General features: G+C 60.8%; 12 protein-coding genes and 1 tRNA gene. 6 read left to right on the top strand and 7 right to left on the bottom strand.

The annotated features are described in order from the left end of the window. Positions 1–320 precede the first annotated feature (320 nt). Genes RPG13_RS04065 through RPG13_RS04050 form a run of 4 tightly spaced genes read right to left on the bottom strand, consistent with a single transcriptional unit; the run spans position 321 to position 6,751 of the window. Positions 321–1,058: a M48 family metallopeptidase gene (locus RPG13_RS04065; RefSeq protein ID WP_337124466.1), complete on the bottom strand. Its 738-nt coding sequence runs from the start codon at positions 1,056–1,058 to the stop codon at positions 321–323. Then, on the bottom strand, positions 1,058–4,102 hold the full coding sequence (locus tag RPG13_RS04060; RefSeq protein ID WP_337124465.1) for a type I restriction endonuclease subunit R: 3,045 nt from the start codon (positions 4,100–4,102) through the stop codon (positions 1,058–1,060). Before RPG13_RS04060 ends, RPG13_RS04065 begins: the two co-directional genes overlap by 1 nt. Next, positions 4,099–5,235 (bottom strand): restriction endonuclease subunit S, encoded by a 1,137-nt coding sequence (locus RPG13_RS04055; protein ID WP_337124464.1) that lies wholly within the window; start codon positions 5,233–5,235, stop codon positions 4,099–4,101. Before RPG13_RS04055 ends, RPG13_RS04060 begins: the two co-directional genes overlap by 4 nt. A gap of 16 nt (positions 5,236–5,251) precedes the next feature. Next, entirely contained in the window at positions 5,252–6,751 is a 1,500-nt protein-coding gene (locus tag RPG13_RS04050; protein ID WP_337124463.1) for a type I restriction-modification system subunit M, read from the bottom strand. Positions 6,752–7,257: 506 nt separating this feature from the next. Between RPG13_RS04050 and RPG13_RS04045 the strand changes: the two genes are divergently transcribed. Next, positions 7,258–7,944, top strand: a complete 687-nt coding sequence (locus RPG13_RS04045) for a hypothetical protein (protein WP_337124462.1) — start codon at positions 7,258–7,260, stop codon at positions 7,942–7,944. A gap of 161 nt (positions 7,945–8,105) precedes the next feature. Here RPG13_RS04045 and RPG13_RS04040 read toward each other — a convergent pair. Beyond that, positions 8,106–8,195 (bottom strand) — tRNA-Ser (locus tag RPG13_RS04040). Positions 8,196–8,498: 303 nt separating this feature from the next. Between RPG13_RS04040 and RPG13_RS04035 the strand changes: the two genes are divergently transcribed. From RPG13_RS04035 to RPG13_RS04025, 3 genes are all read left to right on the top strand, one after another. After that, entirely contained in the window at positions 8,499–9,152 is a 654-nt protein-coding gene (locus RPG13_RS04035) for a 50S ribosomal protein L21 (RefSeq protein ID WP_095487711.1), read from the top strand. Positions 9,153–9,252: 100 nt separating this feature from the next. Further along, entirely contained in the window at positions 9,253–9,522 is a 270-nt protein-coding gene (gene rpmA, locus RPG13_RS04030) for a 50S ribosomal protein L27 (protein ID WP_095487526.1), read from the top strand. Between the two features lie 118 nt (positions 9,523–9,640). Continuing rightward, positions 9,641–10,228: a GNAT family N-acetyltransferase gene (locus RPG13_RS04025; RefSeq protein ID WP_095487524.1), complete on the top strand. Its 588-nt coding sequence runs from the start codon at positions 9,641–9,643 to the stop codon at positions 10,226–10,228. 218 nt (positions 10,229–10,446) lie between these two features. On the opposite strand, the gene RPG13_RS04020 is transcribed toward RPG13_RS04025, so the two are convergent. Further along, on the bottom strand, positions 10,447–11,316 hold the full coding sequence (locus RPG13_RS04020) for an endonuclease/exonuclease/phosphatase family protein (protein WP_095487522.1): 870 nt from the start codon (positions 11,314–11,316) through the stop codon (positions 10,447–10,449). A gap of 114 nt (positions 11,317–11,430) precedes the next feature. On the opposite strand from RPG13_RS04020, the gene obgE reads away from it, so the two are divergent. Together obgE and proB are read left to right on the top strand one after the other, a co-directional pair. Then, complete coding sequence (gene obgE, locus RPG13_RS04015) at positions 11,431–12,462, top strand: GTPase ObgE (RefSeq protein WP_095487520.1); 1,032 nt, start codon at positions 11,431–11,433, stop codon at positions 12,460–12,462. Between the two features lie 2 nt (positions 12,463–12,464). Then, positions 12,465–13,610 carry a glutamate 5-kinase gene (gene proB, locus RPG13_RS04010; RefSeq protein ID WP_337124461.1) on the top strand — a complete coding sequence of 382 codons (1,146 nt, stop codon included), beginning with the start codon at positions 12,465–12,467 and terminating at the stop codon, positions 13,608–13,610. A 7-nt stretch (positions 13,611–13,617) separates the two neighbouring features. Here the strand turns inward: proB and RPG13_RS04005 are convergent, their stop codons facing one another. Further along, positions 13,618–14,106: a hypothetical protein gene (locus RPG13_RS04005; RefSeq protein WP_127288350.1), complete on the bottom strand. Its 489-nt coding sequence runs from the start codon at positions 14,104–14,106 to the stop codon at positions 13,618–13,620. Positions 14,107–14,153: the final 47 nt, after the last annotated feature.

The following is a 14,153-nucleotide window of genomic DNA, read 5'->3' as shown; positions in this document are numbered from 1 at the left end:
GCGGGCGCCCGGTTATCACCTTCTCAGCGTGTTCGAGCCTCTGAGCATCGATGCCGGAAGACATTGCGGTATCGCTGGGTGATCGATCACTTCACTCTGCTCTGGTGCAACGCTTGCCCTATCAGAAATTCTGACCCTGAAATTGCGCGCTGTCAAAGGTTGGGAATTAGGTTGTGATACCCCGTCTCGACAGAACACCTTTCCCGGAAGACTTGGATGAGGTGGTCACCGGAGCGAGTTCGAATAGCGCTATGCGGTCTCCTTCCGTCACAGCGGCCACGATCCGGCCCGTCGGCGAAATACGCTTCACCGTTTGTTCACTAGACTACAATCAGAAACCCGGCACTCAGACTGCCCTGATTGGCTTCCAACCACGCTTTTGACGCCTCGAAGTCAGGCATAACCGTCCGGAGGAAATCCCAGAACGCAGGTCCGTGCGAGCGATGCCGGAGATGGGCAAGTTCGTGGGCGACGATATATTCCAGCACCTTCCTCGGCGCGAAAATGAGATGCCAGTTGATGAGGATGTTGCCCTCGGGGCCACATGATCCCCAGCCGTTTGCGAAATCGGCGACGCGGATCGAGCGAGGCGCAAGCCCGAACCGGGTCTTATAGCCTGCGGCGATCTCCGTCACGTCACGCCGAACGCGCCGCTTCAGCCACAGTTTGAGTTCGCTGGCGACGAGTTGGTCGGCGTCATCGTCTACCCATGACGGAAGATCGATGATGAAGCCGTTGTGGTAAGTAAGCTCGATCCGCTCGCCATCGCTGCGTCGGACGGTCAGCCGCATCCGGCGGCCCCGGAAGGGTATCTTCGAACCAGTGATGAAGCGCGGCACGGCATGCCGGTCGGCAGTGATCCGCTCCATCTCGCGGACGGTGTTGAATACCCATTGTCGCTTGCGTTTAAGAAATGAGTTGATCGCCGTATCGTCATCGGTGGAAAGCGCCAGCACCTCGACGCAGCCGGGGGTCACGGTGATGCGGCGCTCCGACGCCGTTGCGGAGCGGCGAAGCTCGTAGGGGATCTCGGCGCGGCCAATGCGTAGCGACGGCATCAATGGCCTCCGACATACGCGTGGACGGCAAACTCTTCCACCGCCTCTCGAATGGCCTTGGTTTCGCCAATGCCATGTTCGGAAAGGATGCGCCGAACCTGCTGACGTAAACTGCGCAGGTATTGGGGCATGAAGGTGAAGGCTGGCTGGCTCGCCTGCGCCCCGGCATAGATCGCTCCGATGGCAATGGCCGCATTCTGTAAGGTGCCGTGGCCGGTGTCCGGTGCCCGTGCCTCCATGATGCGCAGGATCGAGAAGGCGCGTTCGTCCATGCCCAGTTCGGCATGAGCGCCCTGTTCGGCGTTGATGCCGCCGGTCAGGTTTTCGAACTCGTGCAAACCCTCAGCGGCAGCGATCTGCCCTTCCTCGAAGCGGCGGATAATCTCCAGTACGCGCTCGGAGAAACGGCCATATTGGGCGGGGTTCTTGTCAACCAGTTCGCGGGTGACACGGCGAAGCTCGGCGGATTTTCGGACGAACGCTTCCTGCAACTCCGCGTCCGTCTTCTCCTCGGTCGCAAAATCGTCGGCGAAGTTCGGATCGGTAATCGAACGCAGCCGGATCGTGGTGGACAGGCCGGTCGCATGGACATGTGCTTCCAGCATGTCCCTGATCTTGCCGGTGTAATGGCGATGGTCAAGGCTCTCGTCCTTGGCGATCACCTGCGTGGCAAGTCGGAGGAAGGCAGCGGCCCATTTTACTTCGTTCGTGAAATCGAGGATCGCCGGATCGGGTGAGAGATCGCCATAGACGCGGATGAAATTGCGAGCGAGGCGCTGAAAGTCGAACCATTCATCCTCACGGCCAGCCGTCACGAGTTTGCCGACGGCATAGGCCGCCGCCTTCTCATCCATGCCCTCCAGCCCCATTGCGCGCTTCTGCGAACGGTAGCGGGCGTGGGCTTCCTTCAAGTCGTTGCGCAGGATGGCGATGTCGCGCAGCGCATTCTCGACATCCTCGGATCGATAGGATTGCAGCGCTTCGTCGAGATGGCTGGTGACGCCTATATAGTCGACGATCCGGCCATGCGGCTTGGCAATCTCGATCCCGTCCGGGCGCTTCAGCGAGCAGGTGCGATTGGTTCGGGCGATGGCCTGCAAGAGCCCGTGCTCCTTAAGCGGCTTGTCGAGATACATCACCGCCTCAATCGGCGCGTCGAAGCCGGTGAGCAGCTTGTCGCAGACGATCAGGAAGCTGGGTTCCTGCCCAAACGCCTTGAACGCCTTTTTCGCCTCCTTTTCGGCGGCGTCATCCAGATAGTGCCGTTCAAGGTCAGTGCGCAGGGCGGCGACGTCCGGGGCCTCGGAAGGTTTGTTGTCCTCTTGGCTCTTGGAATAGACGCAGGCAATCATCGCGTCGGCCTTGGCCCGGGCCGCGTCTTCGTCCATTCCGCCCTTCACCAGATCGGCGGCGATCACGCTCGCAAGCGCGGCGCGGTAGAGGATCACCGCCTCGCGGTCCACGGCGACGATCTGCGCCTTGAAGCCGTCGGGGGCGCAGACCTGCTTGAAATGCTCCCAGATGTCCAAGGCGATCAGCCCGACCCGCTCAGGGTGCTTGGCGATCGTTGCGAGCGTCAGCCCCTTACGCTTCAGTTGCTCACGCTTGTCATCGGGCAGATCGACGAACCAGCGGTCGAACAATATGTCGATCTCGGCCTCATTGATCGCCCAGTCTGTTTTTCGACCCTCGTAGAGGATTGGCACGGTCGCGCCGTCGCGCACGGCGTCGTCGATGCCATATTTATCGAGATAGCCCTCGCCCTCGATGCTGAACCGGGCATAGGTGTCCTTGTCGGTGCTTTTGATTGGCGTGCCAGTGAAGCCAAAGAAGCGGGCGTCGGGTAGCGTCGCCTGAAGATAGGCACCAAGGTCCTTCTCCTGCGTGCGGTGGCACTCGTCGACCAGCACGATCCAGTTCTGAGAGTTGGGGATCGGATCGCGGGAACCTGCGAACTTGAAGATGGTCGACAGCAGGATTTGCCCGTTGCCGCCACGCGCCACGGCTTCCCGCAACTCGGCGACCGATCCGGCCTGTTTCGGGTTGGGCAGGCCGCAGGCGGCAAACGTGCTGCTGATCTGGCTGTCGAGGTCGATCCGGTCGGTCAGCACGAGAATGTTGGGATTGGCGAGCGTCGGCGCGTCAAGCGTCAGATGGGTCTTCAGCTTCAGCGCGAGGAAGACCATCGTCAGGCTCTTGCCTGACCCTTGCGTGTGCCAGACCAGCCCCTTGCGGTTGACGCCCTCAGCAACCCGCTGGACGGCCTTGTTGACCGCTCGGAACTGCTGATAGCGGCAGACCTTCTTCATCTTCCGCCCCGTCTCCGGGTCGGTCTCGAACACGATGAAATGGGCGAGCAGGTCGAGCAACCGGGACGGCTCGGCAAGGCACCACAAATCCTTGGCGAGATCGTCGGCAAATTCGGAGTGGGTGCGCGGCCATGCGTCGGGCCACGGCGCATAGAACGATGACGAAGCCCCGGTCGCCCCATAGAGCGTGACGAGGCCGTCGGTGACGATGTTGAAGGCATTGGACGCGAACAAGCGGGGAATGTCGCGCTCATACTGCTTGATCTGCTCGAACGCTTCCCCGGCCTTGGCAGTGGCCTTCAGCGGCGATTTGGCTTCTAGCACCACCAGGGGAATGCCGTTCACGAACAGCACGATGTCCGCGACGCGCGGTCGCTGGGCGGCAACGCGAAACTGGCGGACGACGTGGAAACGGTTGTTTGACGGAACCTTGAAGTCGACTAGCGCAATGGGTTGGTCGCGGTTCTTCCCGGCGAGGCGGCGCGAATAGCCGCCGCGCAGCTTTCTCTGCCAGTCCTCATTGTCCGACAGGGTGGCAAGGTCGTTGTAGATCGCCTCGGCGTCGTCCAGGCCGATGCCGTTCAGGGCCTCCAATGCCTCTATCAGCACCGGCTTCAGGATGACGCGGTTCTCTTCCTGCCGCATCGCCAGGGCCGCTTCGGGCGAGAGCGGCTGATATCCCATTCCTGCCAGCACATTCAGCGCGGGGTTCTCGGCGAGACGGTACTCGCTCATTCGGGCGCTCGAACGCGACCGGAGAGAAGGTCGTTCAAAATGTGTACTTTTGAACGGGTCAGGTCATTCAATGATCGCTGGTTTACCCTGCGTACGCCTTCGACCATCAACAGGGCATCGATCCATTTTTGCTGATCGCCAGTTGGAATGGATGGGAGAGGAAGATCGCCAATGATTGAGGTACTCAGGTTTGGCATAGTCGCCCCGACCGCGTGGTCGCAAAGCCACGATCGGGCCTGTTGCGACTGGATCAAGAAATAGGCCAGCACTGGGTCCATCTTAGAGTTGTCCAGTCTAGCACGCAGGCAGCCGGTGCCGCAGAGTGCTATCGGATCATTCTCAAGATAAAGTCCGCATCGTCCAATCTCTCCACGGCGGGCAAACAAAACGTCTCCCGGCCGCAGGACGTGCCGTTTGAGTTGATCGCATTTTTCCAGCGATGTCGCCTTTGCCGTCCCAAAATCAATGCCCTCTGCCCGGAGGTCAACGGGCATGATCACCGGGATACCATCTTCAATGTAGTCGGACGCCTTTAGCTGGCTTCCGAAAGGCCCAGTTTGCAGCCCATTGGGTACGCAGAGCGACCGAAACACCGCTCGCTCATGGTGATACCGTCGAAAGATGTCGGCGATCAGGGCGTCAAAAGTCGTGGCGGCAAGAGCGGAGACATCGGCGGCTGCCGCAATCGCCGCGTCCACCGACCGCAACACGTCAGCGATCCGCCGCTGCTCGTCCAGGGGCGGAAGTGCAATCGGCAGCCTTTTCAAGTCTGCCTGATTGAGCTTCGCGCGTGTCCCACCTTTGATGAAGGGGGTAATGTCTCGGTGTACGAACCAGTAATAGAAGTAGTCACGATCCGCCTTCAAAGGCTTGATAATATGTGCGTGATTATTCACCCACGCCCGACCGTCCAATCGATGGCAGATAGGCCGGGAGGCCGCTTTATCGAAATAGCCACCATCCTCCGCCATTAGAACAAGTGGCTCGTCGAACAAGAAATCATCGACATAATCGAGGATGCCGTTTGCCCCCCAGTATGGATATGGACCTTGACGGGTTCGCCTTTGCTCCGAGTTTAACGGGATGCGTCGACTATCAAATATTTCAGCGACATCCCCCACATCAGAAAGCAACCACCCCTCCGGGACCTCACTCAACATAGCCGAGCCTCTTGAGGTGCCCGAACATCACCGCCTCGGCCTCGTTGCGCTTGGTTATCAGGTCTTGCAGCTTTGCGATTTCCGCCGCGACATCGACCGCCTCAACATCACCGTTGGTCTGCAGGTATCCGCTGATATTGAGATTGTAGCCATTGGCGGCGATGTCCTTGACCAGCACGATGCGCGCCAGCTGCTTGATGTCAGCGAAGCCATGCACGGCGTCGGCCAGAGTTTGTACATGCGCGTCGGTCAGGAAGTTCTGGGCTTTGCCGGGTTGGTAGGTGGCGTCGCCATTGACGATCAGAACCTTGCCGCGCCGCTCCTTCGGTTTGTTCTTTCGGGCGATCAGGATCGCTGCCGGAATGCCCGCGCCATAAAACAAGTTCGGGGCAAGGCTGACTATGGCCTCGATCACGTCAGCCTTCAGCATCCCTTCGCGGATGCGTCCCTCGGCCCCACCGCGAAACAGGACGCCGTGCGGCACAATGACAGCGAGCATCCCCTCTGGCTTCAGGCTCGCCAGCATGTGTTGGACGAACGCCAGATCGCCATAGCCTTTGGGCGGGCAGCCATATTCATCACGCCCGAACGGATCGCCGTTGGCCCACACATCATAACCCCAGACCTTCTCGGAGAAGGGTGGATTGGCAAGCACCCGGTCATAGGCCCCGACGCCCTCGGCGAACTCACGCGCCTTGGGATCGTATCGCTTGGGCGACCGGATCGTGTCGCCTCTAGCTATGAAGGCGTCGTCGACGTCGTGAAGGAACAGGTTGATCTGGGCGATGCCCCATGTGCCGAAGTTCTTTTCCTGACCGTAGAGCGACAGGCTGCGGGCATCCTCGCCGCGATCCTTCAGATATTGCACAGCCTCCAACAGCATGCCGCCCGACCCGCACGTCGGATCATAGATCGACATGCCGGGGCGCGGCTCGACAATCTCGACCATCAGCCGAACGATTTGGCGTGGTGTATAGAACTCGCCGCCCTTCTTGCCCGCTCCCTCGGCGAACATCTTTATGAGGTATAGGTAGGCGTCGCCGAGCATGTCGGCAGGCACGTCGGAATTGCGCAGGCGATGCTTCTCGAAATGGGCGAACAGTTTTTCCAGCAATGCGTCAGAGAAGCGGTCCTGATTGGCGAAGTCGACATCGCCGAACACGCCACGCAGCCGCAGGTTGGCATCTTCGATGGCCGCCAGCGCGTTGTTCAGCCGCTGACCGATCTGGGTTGATTGCTTGCGCACTGCGTCCCAGCGATGCTCTATCGGGATGTGAAAGCGATGCTCGTCCGGGTCGGCAGCCTCCTCGCGGTCGCCAGTCTCGGCGAGGAGCTTTTCATACTCCTCGTCCCAAACGTCGCAGAGACGTTTATAAAAAAGGAGGCCGAAGATATATTGCTTGTAGTCGCCGGCATCGACCGTGCCGCGCAATATGTCCGCTGCCTGCCACAAGTGGCGTTCGAGGTTCTGCTGGGAGAGGGTGGGCATGAATTGGTGCTATCTTTCGAACTTTTCGCCAAACTGACGGCGCACTTCTGTACCCATAGGCTTGGGGCGTTCCTCGGTCCAGATAGTGTCGGCCTAGACGGGAATATCGTGCTCCGCCTTGTCCACAGATATTGGGCGCATTTAATTGCCTGAAGTGCTGTGTCGTGTGAACCTACAAGGCGTCGGCGTCTCCAAATTTTTTCGCGGCGGATTTTTACCGACCCTTGGCGGAGGTTAGTCTGCATCTCGCTAGAGGCCATCCGGTTCACGCCGGGGGCGGGGATAGGTGGGCACATCAACGCTTCTAAGCAATCGAAGGCAGTACCTTCCAGCGGGGCCTATCAAGCCACTAAAATTCGTTGGTGCCGACCACTATGTGTTGTCATGCGGAGGGACATCCTGTGGCAATCATGCGTGCGGTCCAAAAACTCGTATACATATGGGCCCTGCAAATAGGCGCAGGGAAGCCTGCCCCCAATCGCTTTTCCCTTAGCGGTCCACGGTCATTGGCCAACGATTTCTATGAAATTCATCTTGTGGAGCCGGCTGATCCGGACAAGAACGTCCTCGTCCGAAGCCTGACCAGCCACGGCGTCGAGGGGGTCTACTTCAATGCCACGGGTGAACCGGGATATGACTGCAGTGTCCCGAAGGCCTCATTGAGCGGGTATCGTTTCGACGCGACCCACTATTTTCGGGGCTATTCATTCCAAACTACGTCGCCGGGTCAGTTCCTCCTGAGTTCATTGCCCGCCTTGCCCCGGTTTATTATTTGGCGAGACAGGCTGGAACAGAAACGCTTCAATCGACGCCCCCTTGTTAGGGAGGACCGTATCGACATGCTGAGATTTTTCTTAGCAAAGACCATCAAGAATGGCAGTTTTAGAACAACCCCCATCGGCCTTCTCGAAATGCTCTATAGTCGGCGCGGCTTCCTCCATCCTGAAAGAGAATTAGTGACCAACTACTATCGTCTCATGCTGGATTCATTTGTGGCGACTGGCGAGCTGCTGGTCGAAAACCACAGCTATCGCTTGTCTCCACATGGCGTCGCGCGCCTTGCCGAGTTTGAGTTGGAAAACAAGCGGTTCAAGGAAAGCTCTAGGCAGCAAACGCTGATTGGATGGCTTACGATCGCTATCGTGGCAATTGGCGCGGTTCAGGCCTACGTCACATACCTCACAGTCCCTTAAGGCACGGCGGGCTCTTCGGCGGGCACATTTTCGCTGTTGCGGGGCAGACTGCGGGTGTCTGGCAGCACGACCTCACCGATCTTCTAAGTGGGGAAGGAAGTGGGGAATAAGGGATTACCATCGAAGATGCGAAGTGTTTTCAGCAACTTAATTGATGGCTTTGGCGGAGAGGGAGGGATTCGAACCCCCGATGGGCTTGCACCCATGCCGCATTTCGAGTGCGGTGCATTCGACCACTCTGCCACCTCTCCGCGGTCATGGTCCGCCGTTGCCGGCGCGGCGCACTAGATAACGGCTGGGCGGCCAGGTTACAAGGGCCAATCTGCCCGACGATCCGGCTTCTTGTCAGGTCGCGCGCTTAGCTTGAATGCGTTCGCGGCTCGCTGGCTGACTGCTCGCCTTGACTCGCGCCGAACCTTCGGTTAGGGACAGCGCGCAATCGGCGTGGAGGGTTCTTCCGCGCCGCTTGTTTTTTGAACCCGCAGACTGACAAAAAGACGGCCGAACCGCCTGAAGCGGTTCATCAAGGCCGACCGAACAGCGAAAGGCAAAAAATGTTCGCAGTCATCAAAACGGGCGGCAAGCAGTATCGCGTCGCCGCCAACGATCTCCTGAAGATCGAAAAAGTCGAAGGCCAGGTCGGCGATATCGTCGAGATCGGCCACGTGCTCGCGCATGGCGAGGGCGAGAATGTCACGTTCGGCGCGCCGTTCGTCGACGGCGCCTTGGTCACCGCCGAAGTCGTCGAACAGGGCAAGAACCGCACCGTCATCGCCTTTAAGAAGCGCCGCCGGCAGAATTCGCGCCGCAAGATCGGCCATCGCCAGCTTTTGACCACCGTGCGGATCGCCGAGATCCTGCTGGATGGTGCCAAGCCGACGAAGAAGGCCGCGGCCAAGACCGAGGCAAAGGCTGCTCCGAAGAAGGAAGCCAAGGCAGAAGCTGCGCCGAAGGAAGCCGAGGCCAAGGCAACCGAAACCGCCGCTCCGCTGTTCAAGGCGCCGAAGGGCGAGCCGGACGATCTGACCGTGATCAAGGGCATCGGCCCGGTCGCGGCCGGCCAGTTGAACGAACAGGGCATCACGACGTTCGCCCAGATCGCCAAGCTGTCCGACAAGGATGTCGCCAAGATCGACGAGCATATGCCGTTCAGCGCCGACCAGATCATGGACTGGCGCGAGCAGGCCAAGGAATTGGCGAAGAAGTAAAGCAAGCCGGCGCAATCGTCGCCGGATCGGACTTGAAACGGAACGCGAACGCGTTCATAAGACCTTTTAGGCGCCCCTGCGGCGCATCGGAGTTAGTTAGATGGCACACAAGAAAGCTGGCGGTTCGTCGCGCAATGGTCGCGACTCGCATTCCAAGCGGCTCGGCGTGAAGAAGTTTGGCGGCGAAGCCGTGATTCCGGGCAACATCATTATTCGTCAGCGCGGCACGACGTGGCATCCCGGCGTCAATGTCGGCATTGGCACGGATCACACGCTGTTTGCGCTCGAAGCTGGCGCAGTCACCTTCAACAAAAAAGCCAATGGCCGAACCTACGTATCGGTGAACCCGATGACGAAGGCCGCGGAGTAGCCGGTTCCGTACGAGAACACCGGCACCCATCTCGGGAACCGGTGTCTGGCCAAGCCAGGAAATGGATCAGGGGAGATGGGTTTCCATCTCCCCTTTTTCTTGTGCCTGGAGGACTGACATGGTTGCCGAAGCGGAAGACACAGACGGTGAAAGTTACGCGATAGATTGCCCGGTCGTGATGACCGAGCGGCTGGTGCTGCGGGCGCCGCGCGAAAGCGATATCGAGCAATTGGTGGTGCTCGCCGACAACCGCCATGTCGCCGAAATGCTGGCCCGCATGCCGCACCCCTATGGTGAGGCCGAGGCGCGTGCTTTCCTCGCGATGACGGCCTCGCGCCGGGCCGGGATTGCCTATGCCTTGACGCTGGCCGGGACCGAAACCTTCGTCGGTTGCGCCGGCCTCAACACCACCGATCGCGGGCTGGAGCTCGGCTACTGGATCGGCGAGCCCTACTGGAAGCGCGGCTATGCGACGGAGGCAGCGCACGCGCTGGTCGACCTCGCCTTCCAGAAGACGGCGATCCAGGTGCTGCATGCCTCGACGCGGGTCATCAATCCGGCCTCGCGCCGGGTCATCCACAAATGCGGCTTCCAATATGCCGGCCAGGGCATGCTGAACTCGATCGTCGCCGGCCAGGTGCCCGTCGAGCGCTATCGTCTCGACCGCAAGACCTGGACCAGCCTCAGGAACTGGGTGCATTTTTGAGGCGCGTTGATATTCAGGTGAGGCCGGCCTGCGAATGGCGGCTTCCTGCGCTTCCGGTGCTCACGTACTCTATGTACGCTCCGCTCCGGTTCTCGGAAGCCACCACTCTCGGCACGGCCTGCCCTGAATCTCAACACACCTCGGCGCATGGCCTCGAACCAAAGGTTCCGAAAGAATCATTGTGAATTCAAAAAGTCAGTTGCGAACCAAACTCGGGGTCAGGCCATCTCGACCCAGACCGGCAGGTGGTCAGAGCCGACCGCTTGCCGGTCGACCCACAGGGCCTTCGGCGATTTGGCGAGCGAGGCGCTGGTAAAGACATAGTCGATGCGCTTGTGGCGGCTGGCGTCGTCAGGCCGCTTGGGGTCGACCCAGGTGACGAGATCGGGGCTTGCGGTGGCAAGACGCAAGGCAACATCGACGGCAAGATCGGCGGTCACAGGCATGCCGAATTCGTGATCCGGGCGGCCGGCGAGTTCGACATATTCCGGCGATCCGGACAGCATGTTGAAGTCGCCCATGACGACGAAGGCTTCGGGACAAGGCAGGTCCGGCAGGCCGACTTCGGCGACGCCGGACAGCGCGCCGCCCTCGATCGCATAGTTCAACAGGCGCTGGCGCAGAAACCGGATCTGGCTCAAGCGTTCGAGCGGGCTGCGATGGTCGAGATGGGTGGAATAGAAGCGGATGAAACCAAGCGGCGTCTCGATCAGCGCCTCCAGCGCGCCGCGCTGGAAATTCATCAGTTCGAAACTGCGGCTGCGCGGCAAGAGGAGATTGCGCGACAGATGAACAGGCGTTTTCGACAGCACCATATTGCCGAGCTGGAAGGTGGTCGTGATGGCGCGGCCGTTTTCCAGGCGCGAGCCGACATTGGCCTCGAAATTGCTGCCGTAGACGGCGAAGTATTCGGGCAACGCCTTGGCGAGCTCGGCCACCATGTCGCGCCCGCCATTGTTGGGGTTGTTGCGCGAGACCTCCTGCAGCGCGATCACGTCGGCGCCGCGCACGGCGTCAGCAATGCGGCCGACATCGTAGCGGCCGTCGAGACCGACGCCGTAGTGGATGTTGTAGGTTACGAGCTTCATTGCGACTCCGGCCATGTTCATAAACAGCCTCGCCCTTCGCCCCGCCTTGGTTTAGAGCAGTGCCAAAGGTTTAGAGCAATGCCGCAAGGCCAATAACAGAAACTCAGCAATCCGATGAAATTTCTCGATCAAGCCAAGGTTTATATCCGCTCCGGCGACGGCGGCGCCGGTTCGGTGTCGTTCCGGCGCGAAAAATTCATCGAGTTCGGCGGTCCCGACGGTGGCGACGGCGGCCGCGGCGGTGATGTCTGGGTGGAGGCGGTCAATGGGCTGAACACGCTGATCGACTATCGCTACCAGCAGCATTTCAAGGCCAAGACCGGCACGCACGGCATGGGCCGCAACATGACCGGCGCCAAGGGCGCCGACGTGACGCTGAAAGTGCCGGCGGGAACGCAGGTCTTTGCCGAGGACAACGAGACGCTGATCTGCGACATGACGGTGGTCGGCCAGCGCTTCCTGCTTGCCAAGGGCGGCAATGGCGGCTTCGGCAACCAGCATTTCAAGACCTCGACCAACCAGGCGCCCCGCCGCGCCAACCCCGGACTGCCGGGCGAAGAGCTCAACATCTGGCTCAGGCTCAAGCTGATCGCCGATGCCGGCCTGGTCGGCCTGCCCAATGCCGGCAAGTCGACTTTTCTGGCTGCCGTGACCGCGGCCAAGCCGAAGATCGCCGATTATCCCTTCACCACGCTGCATCCGGGCCTCGGTGTGGCCCGCATCGACGGGCGCGAATTCGTCATCGCCGACGTTCCCGGCCTGATCGAAGGCGCGCATGAAGGCGTCGGCATCGGCGACCGTTTCCTCGGACATGTCGAACGCACGCGCGTCCTTCTGCACCTCGTCTCCGCACAGGAAGAAAATCCGGGGAAGGCTTACAAGACCGTGCGCACCGAACTCGATGCCTATGGCCATGGACTGATCGAGAAGGTCGAGATCGTAGCACTTTCCCAAGTCGACACGCTCGATGCCGACGCCCGCAGGAAGAAGGTCGCTTCGCTGAAACGCGCCGCCGGCCGCGCGCCGATGCTTTTGTCCGCGGTCACTGGCGAAGGCGTCGAAGCCGTTCTGCGCGCGCTGATGGCGGTGGTGGCCGAGGCACGCGAAGCTGTCGCCACGCCGGTCGAGACGCGCTGGAACAAATAGCGATGACCGCGCAGTCGCTGAGAAAATACCGGCGCATCACCGTCAAGATCGGCTCGGCGCTGCTTGTCGACCGCACGACGGGCCTGAAGCGCGACTGGCTGGCCTCGCTTGCCGACGACATCGCCGTACTGGCTGAAGGCGGCGCCGAAATCCTCGTCGTGTCGTCCGGCGCCATCGCGCTGGGCCGCACCATTCTCGGCCTCGGCAAGCGGGCACTGAAGCTCGAGGAGAGCCAGGCGGCGGCTGCCGTCGGGCAGATCGCGCTGGCTGGCGCCTGGTCGGATGCGCTCGGCAAGGGCGGCCTGAAATCGGGCCAGATCCTGCTGACGCTCGGCGACACCGAAGAGCGCCGCCGCTATCTCAATGCACGGGCGACGATCTCGACGCTGCTCAAGATGAAGGCGGTGCCGGTCATCAACGAGAACGACACGGTGGCGACCTCCGAAATCCGCTATGGCGACAATGATCGGCTGGCGGCGCGCGTCGCAACGATGATGGGCGCCGACCTCTTGGTGCTGCTCTCCGACATTGACGGGCTGTATACGGCGCCGCCGGCGCGCGACCCGCAAGCCCGGTTCATTCCGATCGTCGACCGCATCACCCCTGATATCGAGGCAATGGCCGGTGCGGCGGCGTCCGAATTGTCGCGCGGCGGCATGCGGACAAAACTCGACGCCGGCAAGATCGCCACCGCCGCCGGCACCGCCATGATCATCACATCAGGCACGAGACTGTCGCCGCTGAAGGCGATCGAGCGGGGCGAGCGGGCGACTTTCTTCCGTCCGAGCGCCAATCCGGTCAAGGGCTACAAAACATGGATCGCCGGGCAGCTCGAGCCGGCCGGCCGGCTGACTGTCGATGCCGGCGCCATCGGTGCGCTGCTTTCGGGCAAGTCGCTGCTGCCGGCCGGCGTCAAGCTGGTCAGCGGCAATTTCTCGCGCGGCGACACGGTGGCGATCCTGTCGCCCGAAGGCCGCGAGATCGCGCGCGGACTGGTTGCCTACGATGCCGCCGATGCCGTAAGGATCGCTGGCTTGAAGACAGCCGAGATCGAAACGGTGCTTGGCTACGAAGCGCGATCGGCGATGATCCACCGCGACGACCTTGTGGTGAGCGGCGCGGCCGACGGAGATGCGGCCCGCCATTGACGGCGCGCTACTGGTCAGGCTCACGCGGCCATTTGGGTGGGTTGCGATATCGATCCTGAAAGTCCTGGTATATCTTCAGAAGCTCGCTGCAACCTCCCAACTCCGCTTCGATGCCAGCCTTGGCACGTCGATCCACTTCGGCTTGGGGAACATCCTTGTCGTCTCCGACGACGAGATCACGGATGAGCGCGTCAGTCGTCATTGCTTCTGCCCCTTTTTCCTCTTCCATCCTTTTTTTGAATTCTGCCTCAAGCCGAGAGCGCGGCCCACATCCATGCAGTTCTTCAATAACGACGTCGATCTGGGAAAGCGGTGTCGGTGACGCGCCGCAATAGCGCTCAGCAAGTGCGAGGGACATCATCGAGCTTACCATAGTCATGGCCTTGCCGTCGGGGCTCTCGCCGGGTTCAAACTTGTCGTCGCAGTAGTCGGCGGCACGGAGGCCTGTTGGTATGAGCATCGCGCCGAGAGCAACGAGGATTATGACTCTCTTCATTCTGCTTCCTCAAATTTACGGCCATTGCCGCGAAGGCCGGCCGCGTG

It is taken from the genome of Mesorhizobium sp. ISC15 (genome assembly GCF_037162615.1).
Lineage (GTDB): Bacteria > Pseudomonadota > Alphaproteobacteria > Rhizobiales > Rhizobiaceae > Mesorhizobium > Mesorhizobium mediterraneum.
The sequence above is the reverse complement of the archived record's forward strand: the minus strand, read 5'-3'. Positions and strand labels throughout refer to the sequence as shown.